Annotated in this window: 23 protein-coding genes, 1 pseudogene and 1 riboswitch; of the genes and pseudogenes, 7 read left to right on the top strand and 17 right to left on the bottom strand. The window is 48.6% G+C overall.

Going from position 1 to position 22,302, the window contains the following annotated elements:
• Positions 1-13: 13 nt before the first annotated feature.
• Entirely contained in the window at positions 14-508 is a 495-nt protein-coding gene (locus tag BUC22_RS06045) for a hypothetical protein (protein WP_013379405.1), read from the bottom strand.
• A 159-nt stretch (positions 509-667) separates the two neighbouring features.
• Between BUC22_RS06045 and BUC22_RS06040 the strand changes: the two genes are divergently transcribed.
• Positions 668-1,777, top strand: coding sequence for an Mbeg1-like protein (locus tag BUC22_RS06040; RefSeq protein WP_013379404.1), 1,110 nt, complete (start codon positions 668-670; stop codon positions 1,775-1,777).
• 27 nt (positions 1,778-1,804) lie between these two features.
• Here BUC22_RS06040 and BUC22_RS06035 read toward each other — a convergent pair whose 3' ends face one another.
• The 9 genes and pseudogenes from BUC22_RS06035 to BUC22_RS06000 form a co-directional block, all read right to left on the bottom strand.
• Complete coding sequence (locus BUC22_RS06035; protein WP_013379403.1) at positions 1,805-2,557, bottom strand: aminotransferase class IV; 753 nt, start codon at positions 2,555-2,557, stop codon at positions 1,805-1,807.
• Positions 2,554-3,906, bottom strand: a complete 1,353-nt coding sequence (pabB, locus tag BUC22_RS06030) for an aminodeoxychorismate synthase component I (RefSeq protein WP_013379402.1) — start codon at positions 3,904-3,906, stop codon at positions 2,554-2,556. The genes BUC22_RS06035 and pabB overlap by 4 nt, the downstream gene beginning before the upstream one ends.
• The gene (locus BUC22_RS06025; protein WP_013379401.1) at positions 3,875-4,492 is read right to left on the bottom strand and encodes an anthranilate synthase component II; all 618 of its coding nucleotides are present in this window, start codon (positions 4,490-4,492) and stop codon (positions 3,875-3,877) included. The genes pabB and BUC22_RS06025 overlap by 32 nt, the downstream gene beginning before the upstream one ends.
• Positions 4,493-4,734: 242 nt before the next feature.
• The gene (locus BUC22_RS06020) at positions 4,735-4,992 is read right to left on the bottom strand and encodes an HPr family phosphocarrier protein (protein WP_013379399.1); all 258 of its coding nucleotides are present in this window, start codon (positions 4,990-4,992) and stop codon (positions 4,735-4,737) included.
• Between the two features lie 137 nt (positions 4,993-5,129).
• Positions 5,130-7,142: a PTS fructose transporter subunit IIABC gene (locus BUC22_RS06015; protein WP_013379398.1), complete on the bottom strand. Its 2,013-nt coding sequence runs from the start codon at positions 7,140-7,142 to the stop codon at positions 5,130-5,132.
• 17 nt (positions 7,143-7,159) lie between these two features.
• Entirely contained in the window at positions 7,160-8,065 is a 906-nt protein-coding gene (pfkB, locus tag BUC22_RS06010; protein WP_013379397.1) for a 1-phosphofructokinase, read from the bottom strand.
• Positions 8,043-8,606, bottom strand: a complete 564-nt coding sequence (locus tag BUC22_RS06005) for a DeoR/GlpR family DNA-binding transcription regulator (protein ID WP_437341561.1) — start codon at positions 8,604-8,606, stop codon at positions 8,043-8,045. Before BUC22_RS06005 ends, pfkB begins: the two co-directional genes overlap by 23 nt.
• A 39-nt stretch (positions 8,607-8,645) precedes the next feature.
• A pseudogene (locus tag BUC22_RS22665) lies at positions 8,646-8,819 on the bottom strand (DeoR family transcriptional regulator); the annotation flags it as partial.
• A gap of 291 nt (positions 8,820-9,110) precedes the next feature.
• A complete protein-coding gene (locus BUC22_RS06000) occupies positions 9,111-10,535 on the bottom strand; it encodes a peptidoglycan DD-metalloendopeptidase family protein (protein ID WP_073382593.1) in 1,425 nt (474 codons plus the stop codon).
• A gap of 366 nt (positions 10,536-10,901) precedes the next feature.
• A riboswitch (cobalamin riboswitch) is annotated at positions 10,902-11,065 on the top strand.
• A gap of 113 nt (positions 11,066-11,178) precedes the next feature.
• Between BUC22_RS06000 and BUC22_RS05995 the strand changes: the two genes are divergently transcribed.
• On the top strand, positions 11,179-11,784 hold the full coding sequence (locus tag BUC22_RS05995; RefSeq protein ID WP_013379392.1) for a DUF2284 domain-containing protein: 606 nt from the start codon (positions 11,179-11,181) through the stop codon (positions 11,782-11,784).
• Between the two features lie 25 nt (positions 11,785-11,809).
• A complete protein-coding gene (locus tag BUC22_RS05990; RefSeq protein WP_013379391.1) occupies positions 11,810-12,340 on the top strand; it encodes an ATP-binding protein in 531 nt (176 codons plus the stop codon).
• On the opposite strand, the gene BUC22_RS05985 is transcribed toward BUC22_RS05990, so the two are convergent.
• A complete protein-coding gene (locus BUC22_RS05985) occupies positions 12,323-13,261 on the bottom strand; it encodes a sugar-binding transcriptional regulator (protein ID WP_013379390.1) in 939 nt (312 codons plus the stop codon). The two genes, BUC22_RS05990 and BUC22_RS05985, sit on opposite strands and share 18 nt — an antisense overlap.
• A gap of 245 nt (positions 13,262-13,506) precedes the next feature.
• Between BUC22_RS05985 and BUC22_RS05980 the strand changes: the two genes are divergently transcribed.
• From BUC22_RS05980 to lsrF, 4 genes are all read left to right on the top strand, one after another.
• A complete protein-coding gene (locus BUC22_RS05980; protein WP_013379389.1) occupies positions 13,507-14,130 on the top strand; it encodes a dihydroxyacetone kinase subunit L in 624 nt (207 codons plus the stop codon).
• Positions 14,131-14,168: 38 nt separating this feature from the next.
• Positions 14,169-14,492 (top strand): hypothetical protein, encoded by a 324-nt coding sequence (locus BUC22_RS05975; RefSeq protein WP_013379388.1) that lies wholly within the window; start codon positions 14,169-14,171, stop codon positions 14,490-14,492.
• Between the two features lie 186 nt (positions 14,493-14,678).
• Positions 14,679-15,677 (top strand): dihydroxyacetone kinase subunit DhaK, encoded by a 999-nt coding sequence (locus BUC22_RS05970; protein WP_013379387.1) that lies wholly within the window; start codon positions 14,679-14,681, stop codon positions 15,675-15,677.
• A 73-nt stretch (positions 15,678-15,750) separates the two neighbouring features.
• On the top strand, positions 15,751-16,629 hold the full coding sequence (lsrF, locus tag BUC22_RS05965) for a 3-hydroxy-5-phosphonooxypentane-2,4-dione thiolase (protein ID WP_013379386.1): 879 nt from the start codon (positions 15,751-15,753) through the stop codon (positions 16,627-16,629).
• A 54-nt stretch (positions 16,630-16,683) separates the two neighbouring features.
• Here lsrF and BUC22_RS05960 read toward each other — a convergent pair whose 3' ends face one another.
• From BUC22_RS05960 to BUC22_RS05935, 6 genes are all read right to left on the bottom strand, one after another.
• Positions 16,684-17,427 carry a hypothetical protein gene (locus BUC22_RS05960; protein ID WP_013379385.1) on the bottom strand — a complete coding sequence of 248 codons (744 nt, stop codon included), beginning with the start codon at positions 17,425-17,427 and terminating at the stop codon, positions 16,684-16,686.
• Positions 17,405-18,616 (bottom strand): nucleotidyltransferase domain-containing protein, encoded by a 1,212-nt coding sequence (locus tag BUC22_RS05955; protein WP_013379384.1) that lies wholly within the window; start codon positions 18,614-18,616, stop codon positions 17,405-17,407. Before BUC22_RS05955 ends, BUC22_RS05960 begins: the two co-directional genes overlap by 23 nt.
• Before the next feature lie 11 nt (positions 18,617-18,627).
• Positions 18,628-20,316 (bottom strand): ABC transporter ATP-binding protein, encoded by a 1,689-nt coding sequence (locus BUC22_RS05950; RefSeq protein WP_013379383.1) that lies wholly within the window; start codon positions 20,314-20,316, stop codon positions 18,628-18,630.
• A 102-nt stretch (positions 20,317-20,418) separates the two neighbouring features.
• Positions 20,419-20,895 (bottom strand): S24/S26 family peptidase, encoded by a 477-nt coding sequence (locus BUC22_RS05945; RefSeq protein WP_013379382.1) that lies wholly within the window; start codon positions 20,893-20,895, stop codon positions 20,419-20,421.
• The gene (locus BUC22_RS05940; RefSeq protein WP_013379381.1) at positions 20,888-21,154 is read right to left on the bottom strand and encodes a PqqD family protein; all 267 of its coding nucleotides are present in this window, start codon (positions 21,152-21,154) and stop codon (positions 20,888-20,890) included. The genes BUC22_RS05945 and BUC22_RS05940 overlap by 8 nt, the downstream gene beginning before the upstream one ends.
• 16 nt (positions 21,155-21,170) lie before the next feature.
• Positions 21,171-22,040: a hypothetical protein gene (locus BUC22_RS05935; protein WP_013379380.1), complete on the bottom strand. Its 870-nt coding sequence runs from the start codon at positions 22,038-22,040 to the stop codon at positions 21,171-21,173.
• Positions 22,041-22,302: the final 262 nt, after the last annotated feature.

The following is a 22,302-nucleotide window of genomic DNA, read 5'->3' as shown; positions in this document are numbered from 1 at the left end:
TTTCAATACCTCTTTATTTTTTAATCATATCTGTGGCCTTTTGAGAACCTTCCAGCATTAGGCTGGAGGCTTCCATAGCCATCGCATCAGCCTCTCCCGCCTTGTCAACAAGGGCATTCAAGCCTGCCTCATCAATATTATTGGGATCAATGGGGGCTTTGAAGCATTCCTTATAAAGGGCAATGGCGGACAGCATTTTATCCGATGCACCTTTAAAGCTGGACTGAATGTCTTCCATTTTCTTCGGGGCTTTTAAAGACCCCAGTTTAGTCCAGCTGGCTTCCATCTCAGAAAGCTTCGACTGCACACTGTTGATCCAGTCCTGGCTTTCATAATCTGCCCCGTTTAAAAGCTTCTGCCAATCCGTGTTCTCTTGGGAAATTTCAGTCGCCAGATCGGTAAACTCTTCGGCATAAGCCTGGGTCCCGTCATCGCCACAGCCGGTAATGGACAGCATCAGGCATAAAACGACCAGCCAAACCCCCAATAATTTCATTTGCTTTTTCACTTTTTTCTCCTCTCATCGTAAATGTTTACAACCATTTTAACATATTTTCAAAGCTAATAAAAGGCGACTTTGAATCACTTTTGACAAAATATCTTCTTGTCTTTTCCCTCCTTTTGAGCTATTCTAATGGCAAGGCTTACATAACAGGAGGACTTTATCATGTCCAATATTTTTGATTACCTTGACTGGCGAGGAGATCTCACCCTGGACCAGTCTCCCTTTAACGCGGTAGATAATCTGATTCTCAGCTGTATTTCCTATATCCGCTTCGAGGGCATTGTTCCAAACAGCACCGTGGCTGTCAGTATTACCAAGGCCTTTGCCCGCTTTTCGGCACTGCCTGAGGAGGAACAGAAGCTGCGCCTGCGGGTGGATGAGGATGGACACCTTTTAAGGAAACTGGCGCAAAGCCGCCGTTTTTCAGATATGGGGCTTTGCCTTTACGATGACCAGCTGGACCCCATTCTGGAAAAGCAGTTTTGTGGGCTCACCATTCTGACCGGTGACGGACTGGCCTTCATTGCCTATCGGGGCACAGACAACACCCTTGTCGGCTGGAAAGAAGACTTTAACATGAGCTTTAAAACCTGTGTTCCCTCCCAGACTGAAGCCGCCGAATATCTGAAGCATGCTGCCGGGAGCCTTGGCGCCATTCGCCTGCGTGTGGGTGGTCACTCGAAGGGCGGTAACCTGGCAGTATATGCCGGCATTCACTGCGGGGCTTACCTCAATCGTATTGAGGCGATTTACAGCAACGACGGTCCCGGCTTTCCCGCCGAGGTACTGGAAATCTCATCCTATCAGGCGGTAAGCGGCCGCATTTGTACCTTCGTGCCTCAGACCTCCATTGTGGGCATGCTCCTTGAGCACGCGGAGGACTACACCGTGGTACACAGCAAACAGATTGGCATTGCCCAGCATGACCCCTACTCCTGGGAAATTCTGGGACCTGATTTCGTCTGTCTGGAATCGGTGACTGCCGGCTGCCGTTTTATGGACGAAACCGTCAAGGTGTGGGTCGATGACATGTCTCCTGAGGAGCGCGAACAGTTTATCGATACCTTTTATGACATCCTGTCTGTGACACAGGCTCAGACCGTCAGTGATCTGGCGCACTTTTCCCTGAAAAATGCCCGTGCCATCAAGCAGACCCTTGAAAATACCGACCCCGAAACAAAAAAAATGATGACCGAAGCCATTTCGAAGCTCCTGGACGCCGCCAAAGATTCCTTTCATACCCTGCTGCCGCACAAAAAAGCCTCAGAATAAAATCTGGGGCTTCTTCATTATACCGCTTCACGCCACTGGCCAATCAAGCGCCTGCCGCAAAAGATCATGATAATCTCTCCAGACTGCCTCCCAGACACTTTTTTCACCATAGGCGATGTCGTCGAGCTGACGGACAGGCAGCATCCCCATCAGAGCGTTTGTGACAAAGGCTTCATCAAACTCACCAATCTCCTCCGGAAAAATCACTCTTTCTTCCACATCGTAGCGGTTAATCAGGTAATTTCGGACTGTACCCGGCAGCAGACCGCAGGACAGAGAGGGCGTAATCAGCCGCCCTTTTTTTACAAAAAAAAGATTGGTTACCGCTCCCTCTGTCAGCTGACCTCTGCTGTTTAAAAATACTGGCTCATCAAAGCCCTGGGCAGCCGCCCGTCTTTTTTCAAGAACGTTTTCCCCATAGCAGAGCGTCTTGTGCCATGTCAAAGGCGAGGTTTCATTGCGCCGCACCGGACTGGTTCTCAGCACAAAGCCACGCTCATAATCCGCCGGGGTATAAGGGTTTTCCCGGCAGGACCACAGACAATTCTCCTGGGAAACCATAATCTTGAGCACCCCGTTCTTCACGCAATGTTTTTTTAGAATTTCGTCCACCCATTCCGCGGTCACAGGGTCTGGTATTCCAAAAAAATCCAAAGCTTCTCTTAACCGTTTCAGATGTGGCTCTAAAAACACAGGCTGCCCGTACATTACCGCGATGGTTTCAAAGGCTCCCAGTCCAAAACAGAAGCCATCGTCCAAAATCAGCTCCTGCGCGCTCATCGCATGGCCTCCAGAAGCGCCCTGGCCTTTTGCTCTGTTTCCTCATACTCAAATTCCAGATCCGACTCGCAGGTAATACCGCCGCCCACGCCCAGAGTGTAGCAGCCGTTCTGGTAAAGCGCGGTGCGGATCACAATGTTCAGATCACAGCTCCCATCCAAACCAAGATAGCCCATGGAACCCGTATACAGCCCCCTGCGGCTTTGCTCCAGCTCGTCGATAATTTCCATGGCTCGTATTTTAGGTGCTCCGGTAATCGACCCGCCAGGGAAAGCGGCGCGCAGCAGGTCAGGGGCTGTCAGGCCGCTTTGCATTTTTCCGACAATATTGGAAACCAGGTGAAAGACTGTTGCGTAAGTTTCCACGTCAAACAGGCTGGTGACCTTTACGCTCCCCGGCTCACAGACCCGGTTGAGATCATTGCGCTCCAAATCAACGATCATAAGCAGCTCGCTCTTATCCTTCCCGGATTCCTGAAGCTCCTTTTTCAGAACCGCGTCCTCTTCCGGCGTTTCGCCCCGGCGGCGTGTGCCCTTGATAGGCCGTGTTTCTACCAGACCGTTTTTCATGTGCAGAAATCGTTCTGGCGAGGCACTAATGATCTGAAAATCCCCATAGTTAAAATAGCCGCCAAAGGGTGAAGGATTATTCTCACGCAGGCTTTTAAACATGGCGTAGGGAGGCTTCCCGCTGTAGGCCATAATACGCCTGGTCATATTCGCGATATAAATATCACCTTCCACAATATAGTCGATCATCCGGTCAATGGCTTTTTTATAAGCCTCTTTCTCAAAATCCGAGGCAATTTTCACGGGGTATTCTTCCCATTTTCCAGTCTCTTTACCGGGCCTAAAGGCAGTAATTTCGCTTTTTAATGTGTCCAGAGCTACTTCAGGCTCTGCCAGCATACCGCTGGCTGTCAGGTACAGCCTTTTTTCATGCCGGTCCTCAATGATGAGATTGTCATAAAAATTTAAAATACAGTCCGGAATCTCCTGACCCCTGGCATGGCGGGTCTTTATCCGCTCAAAGCACCGGCCATAGTCATAGGTAAAGTAGCCAATAGCGCCCGAAATCATAGGCAGTACGGTATCGTTCTTTTCATAATGCGCTGCCATATACGCGCCCAGAACTTCCTCCAGGCTGCCTTCAGACGGACTGCCGTCCACAAACAGAGAGCCGTCCTTTACTTCTAGAGTTTTATAGGGATTCAGCCCGATCATGGAGAAACGCCCCATTTCATTGACCAGGGAGGAATCCAGTAAAACAGCGCCGGGAAGGCTGCAGTAAAGGTCAAAAAGCTCAGCTGCGCCATACTTAAGAGGCCATTCGACAATCTGTGTTTTCATTTTGACTCCACCACTCCTCACATAACCGAATAAAATTGCTCAACACCGCATGCCCCGCTTCAGTCAACACTGCCTCGGGATGGAACTGGATACCGTAAACCGGGTAATTCCTGTGGGAAAGCGCCATGATTGCGCCGTCCTCAGACCGCGCGTCAATGAGCAGAATCTCCGGCAGGCTGTTTTCAGCCACCACCAGTGAGTGGTAACGGGTGACAGGCATCTCCTGCCTGAGCCCCTCAAACAGGTTTCTGCCTTTATGAAATACTGGCGTTATCTTGCCGTGCATGGGTCTTTCACCTTTTTTCACCACTGCTCCAAAAACATGGCCGATAATCTGGTGCCCCAGGCAGACCCCCAGAATCGGCACTCTGCCGGTAAAAGCGCGCACGACTTCGGCAGATTTACCGCAGTCCTCCGGATTTTTGGGACCCGGAGAAATAATGATTCCCTGAATATCCCCACGTTCAAGCAGTGCATGAATGTCTACCGCATCATTGCGGATTACCTCTATCTCCTGTCCCAGCTCTTTAAAATAAGCATCGAGATTATAAACAAAGGAATCGTAATTGTCAATCATGATATACATTTGTGGTCCTCCCTGTAAATTTGGTGCACAAAAAAAGCCAAAAACAGGCGCGCCCTCAGCACGTCTGTTTTTGGCAGTCTTCTTTTCATTGAAAAGGCACACCCTATTTGGTTGACTGCTTTTATCTTAACTGATTTTCACTCAAAACTCAAGGATATTTTTCAAAAAAAGGGAAACGGCACCGTGATGATTAAAAACGGCGCCGCTTTCCAAATATATTTTAATTTAATAGAGGGAGCGATTTAGAGGTTTTCTTTAAAGAATGCTTCTAATTCAACAATAGCGGTATCTTCGTCAGGACCGTCTGCCTGTACAGTGATGGTTTCACCGTTTTTAGCACCTAAACCCATAACGCTTAACATGCTCTTACCATTACCGGTTTTGCCATCCTTCACAAGACTGATTTCAGATGCGTATGGCTGGGTTTTTTTAACAAGTAAGCCTGCTGGTCTTGCGTGAATACCTGCTGGGTCCGTAATTGTGTAATTAAATTCTTTCATTTTAAGTTCTCCTTTGGACTATAAAAATTTCTAGTATTATATTAACATTTTTACCCAAACTTGCATAGCAAATCTTGTCTATTTTCTAAAAATTTTTATATTTATACTAATCTGGCATAAATATTGCTATAAAATGATTATGCCGCTTCTTTCTTTAATGGTTTTTTCAAAATTGCCAGCAAAATCATGCCGACAACGGAGCCGATCAACAGCGATACAACATAGAACAGCGGGTTGCCCACAACCGGGAATACAAACACACCGCCGTGGGGCGCCATCAATGTACAGCCAAAGAGCATTGAGAGGCCGCCGGCCACCGCCGAGCCCACAACACAGGATGGAATAACGCGGATAGGGTCTGCTGCCGCGAAGGGGATCGCCCCTTCTGTGATAAAGCACAGCCCCATAATATAGTTGGTAAGGGCTGACTGACGTTCCTTCTGTGTAAAGCGGTTCTTAAAGAAAGTAGCACACAGGGCAATGGCAATTGGGGGCACCATGCCGCCGATCATAACCGCCGCCATGATGTCATACTGTCCAGAGCTGATGGCTGCCGTACCAAATACATAGGCCGCTTTATTGAATGGGCCGCCCATGTCAATGGCCATCATACCGCCCAGAATAATACCAAGGATAACCTTGGAGCTTTCGCCCATGCTGTTTAAGCCGTTGGTCATGGCTGTATTCAGCGCTGCGACTGGCGGGTTGATGATGAACACCATCAGCGCGCCCATGATCAGGAGGCCAAAGAAAGGATACAGAAGCGTTGGCTTGATTCCTTCCAGGGCATCGGGCAATTTATCAAACAGCTTCCGCAGTCCCAGCACCAGATAACCGGCCAGGAAGCCTGCGACCAGCGCGCCAAGGAAACCGGAGGTCCCGCCAGTGGTAATGGTCATGGTGCCGTCCACCATGCCCAGGATATAGCCCTGGCTGGCGATGTAGCCGCCTACAAAACCAACGGCCAGGCCCGGACGGTCCGCGATGCTCATGGCAATATAGCCTGCCAGAATCGGGAGCATGAAACCAAAAGCCGCGCCACCGATGGTCTTTAAGAATGCCGCGAAGGGGGTGTTCATCCCAAAGTTGGCTGGGTCGATGGCGTAATCGTCAAAGAGGAAGGCCAGGGCGATCAGGATACCGCCGCCGATAACAAAAGGCAGCATATGGGAAACGCCATTCATTAAATCTTTGTAGATCTTGCGGCCAATGCTCTGCTTTTCGCCGCTGTCAGCAGTATTTTCTTCCTTGCTGTCCGCATGGTAAATAGGGGCTCTGCCCTCCAGCGCATGGCTGATCAGCTCCTCAGGCTTATGGATGCCGTCGGCCACCTTTGTCTGTATGACCGGCTTGCCGTCAAAACGAGCCATGGGCACATTTTTATCCGCTGCCACGATAATGGCGTCGGCATTAGCGATTTCAGCTCGGGTCAGTTCATTCTTGACCCCGCCGGAGCCGTCTGTTTCAACCTTGATACTGACGCCCATGTCCTTGGCTTTACCCTCCAGGGCTTCAGCAGCCATGTAGGTATGAGCAATCCCGGTTGGGCAGGCAGTAACCGCCAATACCTTCGGATATCCAGTGTCTACCTCAGCAGCCGCTTCCCGCACTTTGGCTTCCTCTGTTTCTACCTTTTCCACAGCTTTTTCTGCCATATTTTCCTTTTCTTTTTTAGCGTCTTCTTCGCCAAATTTTTCAGTTTCTTTTTGGTCAATAAGCTTCAGGAATTCATCCTTATCTCTGGCATCTATAAGCTTTTGTCTGAAGTCCTCATCCATGAGCATCATGGATAAGCGGCTTAAAAGCTCGAGATGTATATCATCGGAGTTGTCCGGCACAGCAATGGCAAAGAGCAGGTGGGCGGGCTGTCCGTCCATGGATTCATAGTCGGTGCCTTCCTTGCTCACCATGACCGCCAGTCCGGCTTCCTTCACAGCGCTTGTCTTGCCATGCGGGATGGCGATCCCTTCGCCGATTCCGGTTGTTCCCTGTTCCTCTCTGGCAACAACGGCTTTTTTGTAGCCTTCCTTGTCGTTAAGGTTTCCGGTCGCGTCCATGAGATCGACCAGATTATCAATGGTCTCGCTCTTGGATGCAGATTTTCCCTGAAGGTCAATGCCTTCTTTTTTCAGCAAATCTGTAATTCGCATTTCTTTTCCCCCTGGAATTAGATTTTATTTAAAAGGTCTGCGACCTCTTGTCTGGTTGCCAGCTCTTCCGAGAAGGCACTGGCGCTTCCGGCAGCTACGCCCATCTTAAAGGCGGCTGTCCGATCGCCAGATTCCAGGTAGCCTGCCAGAAAGCCTGCCACCATAGAATCGCCCGCACCCACGGAATTTTTAACCTCGCCGCTGGGTGCTGCGCTTTTATGCACACTGCCATCCTCGTTCAAAAAGATGGCTCCGTCGCCCGCCATGGAAACAAGCACGTTGCGCGCACCCATTTCCTGGAGCTTTTTTCCATATAAAATAATCTCATCATCGTTTTTTTTAAGGGTAACCCCAAACATATCGCCAAGCTCATGATTGTTGGGCTTAATTAAAAACGGATGATATTTTAAGACCTTTTTCAACAGATCCTTAGTGGCGTCCACCACAATGTCAATCCCCCGGTTTTCAAGGCGCGCCATGATACGCTCATACGTATCTGACGGCATGGAACTGGGGATACTGCCGGCCAGCGCCAGCACATCACCTGCCTTCAGCCGGTCCAGCTGAGCAAAGAGCTTTTCAAGAGCTTCCTCAGAAATCTGAGGCCCGCGGCCGTTGATCTCACTCTCCTCCTGGGACTTAAGCTTGACGTTGATTCGGGACAGACCGTTGTCGATTTCAATAAAATCGGAACTGCATCCAAAGTCCCGGACACGCTTCTCAATTTCTCTTCCGGTAAAACCAGCGATAAAGCCCAGGGCCACGTTGTCAAATCCGAGGTTTTTAAGCACAATGGAAACATTGATACCCTTGCCGCCCGGGAACAGCCGCTCTGAAGCGGTTCGGTTTACCTGACCGGTCTTAAAATTATCGACCTTTACAATGTAGTCCAAGGATGGATTAAAGGTCACTGTGTAGATCATTTTTATCTACCTCCATTATCTCTGTGAATTTCAGGTATTTATGATCCTGCAAATCTGTGGTGATGATCGTCGCGTTACCAATGCTGCCAAAGGTAACGGAAGAAATTTTATTAAATTTTGAAGGGTCACTCAAAACGTAAGCGTCCCGGCAGTTTTCAAAGGCTTCCTTCTTAACCAGGGCCTCATGAACATCCGGCGTAGTGTACCCTGCCGTGGGGCTGATGCCATTGGTTCCAAAAAAGCCAAGGGTAAAATTGTATTTTCTGAGGGCTTCCACTGTTTCCTCGCCCACCATGGCTTCAGTTGAAACCCGAAGGTGTCCACCTGGAATAAATACTTTATACCCCTTTTTAAGGAGTTTATTTGCGTGTCCGAGTCCATCGGTCACGTAAGTCGCCTCCTTTTCACTGATATAATCAATGAGAGCCTCTGTAGTTGTTCCCGCATCAATAAAAACAAAGTCACTTTTTTTAATGAGCGAAGCCGCGTACTTGCCGATACGCTTTTTTTCCTCACTGTACTGGCCATGTTTGTAAGCCACATCATCTTCACTTGTCGTATAGCTGTTATCAACGGCTGTAGCGCCTCCATGAACCTTATTGATAAGGCCCATCTCGTGCAGGGCGGTTAAGTCCCGCCGCACCGTTGATTCTGAGCTTCCAAGCAGCTCAGTCAGTTCCTGCACTGTCACTGCTTTTTTGCTCTCCACGGTTTTTAAAATAATGTTAAATCTTTCCTCTGTTAACATCTTTTTGACCTCCGCAACTGTATATTATCACCATCTTCAGTCAATGTCAAGCATAATCATTCAAAAAACTTCAAAACAATTCAAAAAAACCCTTGTTTTTCTCTTAAATATGATTAGCAATGACTGAATTTGACTGTTTAAGCCTACCACGCCCGGGTATAAAAGTCAACAAACCAGAAACGCTGGCAGCCGGACCGACGCCCGAGGTTGTTTTCAAAAAATAAAAAAGAACCAAACACGCGATTTGGTTCTTTTTTATCAGTGATATGCATATACTAAATTTTTTCGATCATGACATCAGACGTTGTCGCCGTCCTTGATGTCAAAATAATCTGGTAAAAATTGCTGAACGTCGTTAATGCGGATTTCAAAATGGGAGTGCGGTCCGGTTGAATTACCAGTGCTGCCCATTAACGCTACGACTTGGCCTTTTTCGACCCGGTCACCAACGCTTACCTTAAATTCGGAGTTATGACCCATTCTCAGGACGGTTTTTCCATCGTCCATCATAATGTCAACGCATAATCCGTAACCGCCAAATTCACTTGCCCGGATGACTGTACCACTCTGCGGTGCGTAGATCGGCGTACCCATTGAGTTCGCGATATCCACTGCAAAGCAGCCTGCGTGGCTTCCTGGCTTATCTAAAGCGGAAATATTACCGACTGCCGGTAAAATAAAATTGCCTTTCTTTGAAGACATGGTTGGGTACTGCTTCGTTCCCTTTGAAACAATCTGAGCCACTGGCTCTTTTGCAACTGTTTCGGATAAGGTTGTTTCACTCATAACCTTGCCGTCTTCATAGACGGTTTCGACTTCCTTATCAAGTTCTCCGTCCACACCTTGCTGTGTAACTACAGTTTGATCAACATATATATTTGGATCTTCCTGCTCAACGGTCTGGAAAGGTATGTCTTCTTTTTTAGTTGATGTTTTAGTCAGATTAATCTTTAAGATACTGGAGCTTGTCTCAGTCTCATTATTCTGGTTTTCTACATTCTCATTACTATTATTTTCAACGGTACCTTCAGCTGCTGGAGCTTCCTCTTGGGCTGGCTCATTGCTTTGGTCTCTTGCCACATCGGCTCCACCACGGCTTGCTACCTGGATTGGAGCGTTCGTACTCTCTTCACTCTTACTCGGATTAGTATTACCTGTTGCTAAAAGATTAGCGCACTCGTCCGGACTGTTTAAGTCCTCGAGCGGAAAATTCTTAGGCGTTTCTACAACGTCGCTCTGGATGTCGCATTTTACCAGCTTATCTGAATCCTGTACATTACCGATCTTATTAATTGCACCTGCAATACCGGCCTGTACCTGGTCAGATGAAGCCAGGTTCCCGACTTCCTGTCCGTCAACCTTCAATTGTACACCATGAACGCCGACCTGAAGATCCTGTGCGTTCAATGCATCAGTAAATTCTTCTTCTGAAAACATTGGTTTATTAAATGTGATGCTCTTTTTAATCTGTATATCATTGTAGACATATGCTGTTTCTATCGACGTTTTCGATCGCATATCCTGCTCTACCTGATCCAGACTCTGTGTAAACACAGCTGCATCTTTGGTATAGCCTAAAACCTCTCCGTCAACCATTACCTTGTAACCAAGACAGGTTGAAGAAAAGAATCCGAGAAGAAGCGCTACACAGAAACCTGTGAATACGACTTTTTCTCTTTTGCTCAAGTGCTTGGCGTAATGCGCAAGCTTCTTAAAAAACATTTGAAGCTTGCCACTTGAGCGATGGCTTTCGTTGCTAATGCCTAATCACCACCCTCCTATATAATTTTGACCAAATTGTAAAGTTATTTACAATTTAGATATATTTTAACATATCCTTTGGCACTTGCCAATACCTTAACCGAAATTACTTAATATTTTATGAAAAATTCATTAAAATATACGTATTTTAGGTTTAATCAAGGCGGTTCTCGCCCCTTTATCGGATATTTATTATTTTTTTCTTTACAACTAAAATTAAATTAAAGAGGAAAATATTGTTATAAAAAAACAAATTTACAAGAAGTCTCTTTTCAGGGCCGAATAAACCTTGACAAAAGAAAATCAAAGGGATATGATAAGGATAACTTAATATTGTAAACATTATGTAAATGGGAAAAAGGTGAAAATCCTTTGCTGTAATCGCAGCTGTAATGCAATATGTCCTCTTAATATACCACTGTCCTCAGGATGGGAAGGTTGGGGGAATGCCATTGTAGAGCCAGAAGACCGGCATAATGTTTTCTTAAAACACTCCGATTTAGAGTTATTTAAGAGATACGTTCTTTAATTGATTTCGTATTTTTTGCCTTCTCGAGACGGAGAAGGCTTTTTTATTGTACTAAATGAAGGTGAGGTATTCCCATTGATCGAAATAAAAAAACAGGCAGAGCCTGCCAAAGAATTTAAAGGCGACACCGTCATCAAGAGCCTGATGACCCTCAAGCGCCAGCTTGAAGATAAACGTGAGCTGTTCGGTATTCATGAATATGCCTTTGCCAAAACCAGCGACCTGCTGTTTTCCATGGGCACAAGACTTTTGTGCGAGGGGAACCAGTGCGGTCATTACGGCGCCACCTGGGCCTGCCCGCCAGCGGTAGGCAGCTACAACAGCTGTGTTGCCAAATGCCGTTCCTACGAAAATGTCTGTTTGCTTTCAACCGTTACCGATTTAAAGGGCCAGTACGACTCCAGAGGCTGGCACCGGGCACGTATGGTCCACGAGGCCGCCACGGCAAAATCCGCCAGGCTTTTCAGAGCCCATTATCCAGGCGCGCTGGTGCTCTCTACAGAGGGCTGTATCATCTGCGACCAGTGCACCTACCCTGATGCCCCCTGCCGTTATCCCGACCAGATATTCCCTTCTGTGGAGGGCTACGGCATCGTGGTCATGGATCTGGCCAGCAAAACCGGCCTTTCCTATAATAATGGCCCCGAAACCGTCACCTATTTCAGCTTTGTGCTGTTTTAATCCCCATTCAGAAAGGAGAACCGCTATGAACCTGACCATTTCTTCCATTCCTTCTGCCGAGCTCTTGCCTCCCGCTTTCACCGTTTCCGATTTCCATGCCCTCAAGGAAAAATACAGCGGCCTAAGAAAAAAGGCAGCCACAGCCTACTGCGCCCTGGATGGCGTCATCTCCCTCTTTCAGGCCATCGCCCAGGAAAAGGGGATTGACTTTAATCCTATGGTTTTCTACCCCATGTCCTCCTTTGTGAAAGAACGGGATATCTGCCGGTTGACAGAGATTCTGCTGGAAAGTGCCTTTTCTGCGGGAGAAAAAAGCGTGGACTACAGCATCAATCTTTTTAACGCAGGCGTTATTTCCCTGTCCATCAAAACCAGACAGCCCTGCAGGCCCCTTTCTCAGTATACAGAGGAACTCCAGGCACTCACCGACGCCTATGACGGTATCCGGGACACCCGCCGGATCGGCGGCCGGGAGCTTGCCTCCTTTATCCTGAGACGCAGCCCCGAAAAGAATGAGGGGTGTTTTGGAAGTGACCTGTTATACGTCCGTTTTTAAAATTTTTTCAGCGGTTTCCTCATCAATGATAAGGTGACGCGCGAACCCCGTATTCAGACAGCCGATGGCCGACCCTACATTCGCTTCCACAGGCACAATACCAACAAAATTCTTAATTTTAGAAAGCGGTGCCAGCGGAATCTGAATGGCAAAATCATCCTCCCCTTTAATCTGCTGGCCTTTCCAGTTAAAAAAGTAAGACAGAATATTAGAAGTGGCCCGCTCCGTAATCAGCCGCCGCCCAAAACGCAGGGCTGTAGCGTGGTCTGGTACACAGGGATATCCCCCTAGGGTCACTAAGGCTGTGTCTGTCTTTTTCCACAAGGCCAAAATGCTGTTGTAATTATCCGTCGTCACAAACAAATCCCGCTCCTGCTTCGTAGTCGGGAAAGCCGGTGAGATCAGAAAATCCGCCTCAAAGCCAGTTTTCCGTGCAAAATCTGTGGCCAGCTCATTGGGATGGTAGCCCTTGTGGGGCACTGTGGCAGTCCCGATCAAAGGACAGACCTTTCCGCTATACTGTTCAGTGAGCTCCCGGTTCGCTAAAATATCAATGATACGGCTGATATTATACCCCCAGCCAAGTCCCAGGATACGGGTTTTTGGAAGAAGTTCCAGAAGAAAATCCACAGCTGCCTCATAGAGGCGTTCCTGAGTTTCATTTTTATCGTCCATACAGCTCACGACCTGGCAGCTTTTTAAGCCAAACCGGTTGCACAGCTCCCGGCTTTTTCCAATGCTGGTGCTGTCAAAAGACTTAATCTCAATTTTAACAATTCCCTCCCTGCGAGCCTTGTTCAGCAGATTGCTTACCGAGGGCCTCGAGATACCCATAGACTTCGCGATCTCCGCCTGGGTCATATTCTCTTCATAATACATTTGCGCCGCGGTAATAAGGCGGATCAGTTCTTTCTCTTTCATGATGCTCTCCTTTACAAATGTCAACTGTTTTTTCTAAAATATACTCTATTTTTTAACAAATGTCAATCCATTGCTTTTAAGGTTTAAAATTTAATCAACTTTACATTTGTCAGAAAATAGCTTGTTTTTTGCGTTTTTACTGTATTTTTTAAAGTTTTTAAATTTTTTTACGTTTTTTTGATTGACAAATGTTAATTTCGATGCTATTCTGTAACCAAGTTGAAACCGATACCGGAGGTGAGAGTATGTCAGTAGAAACCTTAAAAATCAAAAACATGTTATTAACATCTGCTAATAAAATCATCAGCAACGTCGAAAACTTAACCAAACTGGACTGTGAGCTCGGCGATGGCGACCATGGAACCACCATGGAAAAGATCGCCAAAGCACTGATGACCGAAGTAGATGCCTGGAATGAAGAAACCGACCTCAAAGAAGCGCTGGAAGCTCTTAATGATACCCTGGAGGACATCAGCGGCGGCTCGGCGGCTCCTCTGTTTGGCTCCTTTGTCTGTGGAATGGCCGACACAGCGGATCCCAGACAGGATACCGAATCCTTCATTAAGACCATCCTTCTTGGCGCCTACGAAGAATTCTTCGATACATCCGGTGCAAAACCCGGCGGAAAATCTATGATGGACGCCATTTACCCGGCCACCGAGGTGATCAGAAACGCCGAAAAGATTAATCAGGAAGTTCTTAACCAGGCTGCCAAAGCTGCCCGCGAAGGCTCCGATGCAACCTCAGATATGCTGGGAAAATATGGGCGCGCCCGCTACATCGGCGACCGCGCCATCGGCCACACCGATCCCGGCTCTGTATCTTTTGCCCTGTTTTACGAAGGACTGGCAGAGGGCTACGCCCTTTAATCTGTTTTAATTTATTAAGTTCTTAGGAGGAATTTAAGATGAAATATGAAATCATGCACGTTGGTGTTCCTGTAAAGGAAACCGTATTACCTGAAGATTATGCTGAAGGCCTGAAGGTTTATATCTCCGGCCCTGACAACAATGACCTGAAATTTGAATATCTGCGTTTTGAAGAAGGGACTCCCCTTCACCCAGATGTTGTCAACAAAACCCACGTCGCTTATAAAGTACCAAACATCGACCAGTTCATTGAAGAAGAAGGTGCCACTGTCTTAAACGGAAGAATGGCTGTTGACGAGACCTTGGACATCGCTTTTGTCGACGTGCATGGCACCGTCCTCGAACTCATGGAGATGAAGTGAGGTCCAGTTTTCAAAGAAAACTGGCAGCGAGCAAGGAGCGTTAGCGGACTGGCGGTAACCGAACAAGCGCATTTTTCTGAAAAATACTCCAATCTGAATTTTTGTTTTTCAGAAAAGATACGATCCTTTTAAAAAAACAAAATTAAAAACCAAATATAATCTAAATTAACAGGGGGAAATACTAAAATGACCATGAAAAAATTCTTAAACCAGCCGGAAAACATTGTATCGGAATTACTGGAAGGCCTGGAACTGGCAAACCCGGATATTATCGAAGTGACAGGCAACAACCTGGTTGTTAACAAAAAATTAAAGGACGCCGACCGCGTAACCGTTGTAACCTTAGGCGGCGCTGGCCACGAACCAGCCATCGAAGGTTTTGTTGGCGAAGGTATGGTGGACATCTGCGTTATCGGGGACATTTTCGCAGCACCTGGCTACAAGGCTTGTATTGAAGCTTTAAAGATGGCTGATAAAGGCCACGGCGTTTTATTCGTAGTTTTAAACCATGCAGGTGATATGCTCACAGGTAATAAAACCATGAAGGAAGCTGCAAAATTAGGCTTAAACGTTAAAAAAGTGGTTACTCAAGAAGATATCGCAAACGCACCGCGCTCCAACGCAGATGACCGCCGCGGACTGGTTGGCTGTGTGCCTGTATACAAAATTGCTGCTGCTGCCGCAGCTGAGGGCAAATCCTTAGACGAAGTAGCTGCCATTGCCCAGAAATTCGCAGACAACATGGCAACCATCGCTGTAGCCGCCAAGGGTGCAACCCATCCGGCAAACGGCGAAGTTATCTCTACCTTAGGCGATGACGAAATGGAAGTTGGCATGGGACAGCACGGAGAGGGCGGCGGCGGACGCCAGCCAATGAAATCTGCCGACGAAACCGCTGTGATCATGGCAGACGAATTAATCGCAGATCTTGATCTTAAAGCCGGCGAAGACGTGATGGTATTCATCAACGGCAGCGGCTCCTCCACTTTAATGGAACTTCTCATTGTTTTCCGCAAGGTTTACAAATACCTGGAAGAAAAAGATATCTATGTTAAAGCTAGCTGGGTCGGCGAAATTCTGACGGTACAGGAAACAGCAGGCTTCCAGATGTTTATGGCCCGTGTAGACGAAGAAGAACTGAAATACTGGAATGCTCCATGTAAGACCCCATACAAAGTAGTTTAAGTTAAGCAACGACAAATCACAAAAGCGGCCTTTAAACGCCGCTTTTTAATTCAAAATAAAGGAGATTAAACTTATGGCAGATAAAGACGGCAACAAACACGCAAAAAATTTTGGTTTTGACCAACCGGCAGAAAATAAAAGCTTCCACGTCAAAGGCATGGAAAACGTAGACTGGGGTATGAAAACACGCCTATCCCAGATCTTTGACCCCAAAAGCGGCAACACCATCATGCTCGCTTTTGACCACGGCTATATTATGGGACCAACCCAAGGACTCGAACGCCTTGATCTGGCCATCCCACCGCTTATGGACTACGCTGATGTCCTCATGGGCACCCGGGGCGCACTACGCACTTGTATTCCGCCAGACTGTAAAAAAGCCATTGCTCTGCGCTGCTCTGCTGGAAGCTCTGTTCTAAAGGATGACATGAGCCATGAAGTCATCGGTGTCGATATTGAGGACGCCATCCGCATGAACGCCACCTGTATGGCCATCCAGTCCTTCATCGGCTCAGAGGGCGAATGTGAAAGCATCAATAACATCGTAAAAACCATTGACGCAGGCAACCGCTACGGCATTCCTACTCTCGGCGTTGTCGCCGTTGGTAAGGAAATGGAGCGTACCACCAAGTATTTCTCCCTGGCAACCCGCATGCTGGCAGAATTCGGTGCTCAGATCGTCAAGGTCTACTACTGCGATAATTTCGAGGAAGTCGCAGCCGCGTGCCCCGTTCCGCTTGTCATTGCCGGCGGTAAGAAAATCCCGGAAGCTGAAGCCCTTGAAATGGCTTATCAGGCTATCAGCCGCGGCGCCCACGGCGTTGATATGGGCCGTAACGTCTTCCAGGCAGATGATCCCAAAGCCATGATCCAGGCCATCCGCGAGGTCGTTCATAACGGACGCACCGGCGCAGAAGCTTATGAATGCTATCTGGATATCAAGGTAAAATAAAATATTAAAAAAATCAAAAAAAGAACAGCAGGGCAAAAATAGCCTTGCTGTTTTTCAGATGTCAGTGCAATTAATCCTGTCGGGACAAAAGCCTCTCTTTTCTGTTTTCTCTTCCATGAAAAGCTCGATGCGCGACGATTTGCACACAGGGTCTGAAAACCGGCTTTCCCTGATCTGCACCTTCTGCTCATACAATTTATTTTTTACTGACTGAGCGCTTTCCAGAGTCATGGCGTTAACCGCCTCAAGGGCTTCCTGCAGATTTTCAAAATCGCTGCACTCCACCACGATCTCATACTCGGTTTCAACCACTCTGCGTGCCTTTATCCTGTAGCGGTGCTGGCCAATCTCGGGCAGCCCATTGCAGAGGGCCTTGTACTGGCGAGTGGCGGCGTATGCGCTTTTAAAAAAATCGGGATAGTTTTTGATGTCAATGCCGCGGCTCATAGCGCGTCTCATCCATGACATGTGCTCTCTTGTGTAGGACGGGTTGGCGTAAACGCTGGCGTTTACGCCGTCCTTCAGGCCAATGGCGATCTCGTGCATCTGGCCGAAGCTGTAAGCTGGATTTTTCATCAGCCGGGTGTCGAGGCCGGCGGCCTGGGCCTCGAACAACTCGCGCAGTTGTCCGCCATCGTAGACAGGGTCGGCGCAGTGCTCCACCTCCGCACCCAGGCTGAGGCCGTAATGAAAGGCGCTGCACTGCTCGGGCGTAAAATGTACGCCCTTTTGTTTCTCCAGCGCCTCGATGAGCTCCTCGACCGCTGCGTCTTCTTTATAAATGACTTTTTTTCTCATGATTTAACTCCTGCAGGCCGGACTGCGCGTAAAACATTTTGGCTTTGGCCACTTCATCTTCGGTGGTGCTGCGCACGGCCTGCACACGGTGCAGGGTGCGCTTTGGCCTTTTGAGCATGGCGCGCACGCCCCGCATCACCCAGGCGGCTGGCAGCAGCGCGGGCCTGCCCGCCACCCAGGGAAAGACCTGGCGCATATGGTCCATACCCGGAAACAGCGTGCGCCAGAGGTAGCGGCGCTGGACAGTCTGGAAATCCGCCTGGGGATCGTAGACTTTGGTAAAGGCAGAGAGCTCCATGTTCTGGGTGGTGCCATAGGTGCCGTTGCCCAGAATAAAGCGGCCCATCGCATCCGTGACCGCATCGCCCGGCTGGCTGTCAAACCAGACCCCGGCCAGGCGCATGAGGTTTTCGCCAAAGGTTTTCAGGCCCATGACTTCAAGGCCTCGGTCAATGGCCTGCCAGTCGGCGGTGTCTCTGTAATAGCGCCGGTATACCCACAGGTCCATGATGGAGCGAATGCCAGTGCCGCCCTGGGCGTAATGCTTGGTCAAGTGCGCGACCATGTAGAGGTAGAAATCCTCTAGGGTCATGGCGTAAATGCACTGGGTTCCCTCCTTTAAAACAGCCCGGTTAAAGACATGGTCGAAATAGCCGCCGAAGGTGTATTTTTCCGGCAGGATATTCCGGTGGATTTCCAGATTCATATAGGGCTTACGGTAGTAGACATCGTGGTTGCCGCCCTCGTGCTCACAGGAAAAGCCGCTGCTGGTCAAAATTTTACCGACCGCCTTTGTGTTGGCGTCGTCCACCAGGATATCCACATCGGCCATGAGCCGCATATCCGGCCTTGGATAGGCGTATTTGAGCACAAAGCCCTTGAGGGGGAGTGCCCGGATGCCCTGTTCATCGAGTGTTTTCAGCAGCTCGGTCACAGTGACATGCTGAGTGGCCTCCTTGGCAATGCCTGTAAGCCTGGCCTGCCGGAAGGACTGTCTGACAAGTTGCGGGGGCTGCTCCTCCTCCGCGAGCTTTTCAAGCCCGTAGTCTGCCATCCCCGCCACCGAATGCCTTCTGGCTTCCCTGTAAACCACGTCCCAATCGCAGCCAAGCGCTGGCGGCCTGGGCTGCCGATCCTTTAAAACCGCTGCCAGCAGCTCTACCACGTAATATTTTTCGTCTCTGATCATTTTACTTCTCTCTATCTTTTTTCCATGATTATTTTTCCATCCACAAACCGCAGCACTACATCACAGACGGTCAGGGCTGCTGCCTTGTGAGTAACGATAAGGCATGTCCGGTTTCTGAGGCATTTAATGTTCTCAAGCACTTGCTTCTCTGTCTGAGCGTCCAGGGCGGAGGTCACTTCGTCCAGGAGGAGTATGGGCGCGCCGCCCAGCAATGCCCGGGCGATGGCCAGACGCTGGACCTGCCCCTCGGACAGGCCGAGCCCTTTCTCGCCGATGATAGTATCCATCCCCATGGGCAGCCCGCGAATAAAATCCATGGCACAGCTGAGCTCTGCCGCCTGGACGATTTCTTCCTCAGCGGCCTCTGGCCGGATAAAGGCAATGTTCTCCCGGATGGTACCGGAGAGCAGAAAATTACCCTGGGGCACGTAGGCAAAAATCCCCCGGGTCTGCCGGTCCGCCGCGATCCGGAAGCCGTCGTCCATTCTCAGCCCAATATGCCCTGAATCCGGCGTAAAAACCCCCAGCAGCAGCTTGAGCAGGGTGCTCTTCCCAACGCCTGACAAACCCGAAATCACCGCGAAGCTGCCCTTCTCAAGGTATAGATCCGCCTGATTAAGCACAGGATCCCGGTCATAGTGAAAGCTAAGGCTGCGCAGCTCGATCCCCAGCATATGTGCGTACAGCGCCCCAGCGTCATAGGGGGCGTTGTCCACTGCCGGTTCATCGGGCAGGGCTTCGATGTCCATCATCCGCTCGGCAGAGGCCAGGGCGCCGTAGTACTGGGGCAGCATGCCGGATAGTCCCACAAAGGGAGACTGCACCTGGTTGACCAGTTGCAGCACAGCCGTCAGCGTCCCAAAACTCACGGTTCCTGCGATCAGCCCGTGGCAGCTCCACACCAGAGCATAGAGGTAGCCCAGATTAAATATAAAGCTGATGCCTGTATTGGCTACCACGCTGATGGTGTTTTTACGGATTTTTTCGTCGTAATTGGCCTGCTGAAGCCGCCGCCCCTTGTCCTCCATGGCCCCCTCCACCTGAAAGGTGCGGATCACCAGAAAGCTTGAAAGCAGCTCCTGCAAAAAGGAGCGCACCCGCCCGTCCGTCTCCTGGACCCGCTTGTGCAAAGCCTTGAGCCGTCTCCTGAAAAAGCGTGTGACCACAAACATGGCCGCACCGGCCAGGGCAAAGATCAGTGAGAACCGCCAGTCCAGCATGCAGAGCACCCAGAAAGCAGACACGATCTTGGTGATGAGCCCGGAAAAGGTGGGCAGCAGCGAGGTCACGCCGTTTGCAATGGCCTGCACGTCGCTGGTGAGCCGGTTGAGCAGATCGCCGCTGTGGTAAGCCATGACAGCCTGATAATCTTTTTTTAAAACAGCCGACAGAAAACGGGATTTAAAGCCCATCTCCAGCCGGCCCTGAATGGTGGCCTGGGCATGGCGGCAGTAGGCCTGCAGCAGTGCCTGAAGCACGATAATGCTAAAGAAAACCGCGCTGCGCCAGACAAGCATTGCTCGTCCCCCTGCCATGGCCCCGTCAATGACGCTCTTAGACGCCAGCGCAAAGGCCACGCCCATGCAAGCCAGCCCAATATTGGCGAAAACCAGCAGCACACAGGCCAAAATCTGCCCTTTCGCATTCTGGTAAAGCCAGGAAAAAACTTCTTTATCGGTGTAGGTACGCTTGGTATTCACGAAAACTCCTGTCCAAAAGCCCCAGACCTGTGCACCCGCGCCATCCCTAAAAGAACGGAATCATCAGAGGCGGGACAGCGTGGATGCAGAGGGCTGGGGCTGTTAATGAAATCGACGACGCAGACGGAATACCGCACCGCGCCCCCGCAGCACCACGTACCGCACCGGATACAGAAGCCACCAGACCCGGCAGTACAGGCGGTACCAGGGATTATCGCAGGGGATGTAGCGGCCGCCGCGCCAGAAGCCCTTGACAACGCCGATGATCTGGTCGGAACGCACCTCCTCTTCATTCACAAACTGATGATCTCCCCGGAGTGTGTAGGTGCCGTCTGCATTTACCTTTACGATTCGGTGCAGCACATATTGGCCACTGTCTCTGGTGTAAAATGGCAGATCATACTTGCGCAGGCGTTTCGGAGGCCGCACAATACAGACCTGGTCCTCGCGGTCCCGAAGAGTCGGAAGCATGCTGGTACCGGCAGATGTGAAAATGACTTCGCCGCCGGAGGACAGCTTTTCGGTGATGATGGGGTGCATATGTTCCAGATCAACCCGACGGCCGCCTGGTTCAGCCATCAATCAGTCCAGCGTCATCTGCCCGCTTAAGAAATTCATTCACATCCTTCTCGGCTGTTTCAGCGTCAACCTCATACTCGTCTAAAAGTGCCTGAACCAAATCCTTCTTCTCGCAGCCCTGCTCCAGCTCTTTCCACAAAAGAGCTCCGGTTTCGTTGAGAGAGATGATGCCCTGAAAATTGAGGGTTGCTTCACCAGTGGGCACGACAACAGCCTCTCCGGCAACTTCTCTCAGCATATATCCATTTTTTATTTTCATAAAAGATTCTCCTATACTATTTACCAAGTATTGTTGTATTATATGAAAGCTCTACGGCTTCTTCACTGATGGTACAGCCCATTTTATAGATGGGTATCTGACATACTATTTTATCCAAAAGATTAAGTAAGTTACTTGTTTTTTCTTCACTTCGAGGGCCTGTCGGTCGCAAGCTCTGATAATATAGCCATCTGACGGCATCTTTATTACTCAGTCGTTCAATACAATTTTCAGATGCCTGTTCCAAAAACACAATGGCCTGCAGAGGCACTTTAGCATTGGTGTTTAAGTCTGATTTACCGCTCCATGGTGTACCATACACATAAAAGGTATCGCCCATCAAGCGGATGGCCGGCTTATCGTCATTGATGATGATGGCTTTATCTTCCCCAAAGTACTTTCGCCATAATCCGGTATGGGTTGATTTTCCAGTACCGCAAGGCGCAGAAAACAAAACCGCTTTGTTATCCAGCGCTACCGCTGAGGAGTGGAGACAAAAGCCGTTATAATCGAGCAGTGCTCTTGAGAAGGCAAAGCCGGTATTGATATACTCATAATCATCAAATTTTAAAAGTGGATATTTTTTTAAAAGTTCTCTGTATCGAAATTCCGCATTATTATTGTTTTTATAATAAATTTTTTGTATTTTCAGGATCTTGTCCTCTTTGCGATAAAATATCCATTTATCAATGGTTTCTGAGATAATCTTTTCTTTAGTTTTTTGAATAATATTTCCTTCGATCCGTATGCTATCTTGATCACTTCTAAATTCAAACTTATATTTTTCTGGACTAATCAATGATTGATATGCTCTGGACTGATCTTTCAAGATTTTTCCAAAAATTGCCATTTTGATATTAAGTTCAGCTATTATGTATCTATTCATTATTTTACTTACCTTAAATATTGACATAGGAAACTTTATTCTACAATAAAGTTTCCTATTCAAATTTACTTGTTGCTCAGTGAAGAATCCATATAGTATTCACTAGGTTAAAGATCTTCCTCACCACTGCTATCCACCATAATATCTTCTACTTCAAATTCCTGAATATCGAGTCCCGGTTTTAGATAGTCTTTCAAATTTTTCACCTCCACTTAAGTTTTTTATAGCAGAGTATAAAGCCCTCTGCCATGGCGTTTATGTT

This window comes from Eubacterium callanderi (assembly GCF_900142645.1).
Classification (GTDB): Bacteria; Bacillota; Clostridia; order Eubacteriales; family Eubacteriaceae; genus Eubacterium; species Eubacterium callanderi.
This window is presented reverse-complemented; position numbering and strand designations above follow the sequence as displayed.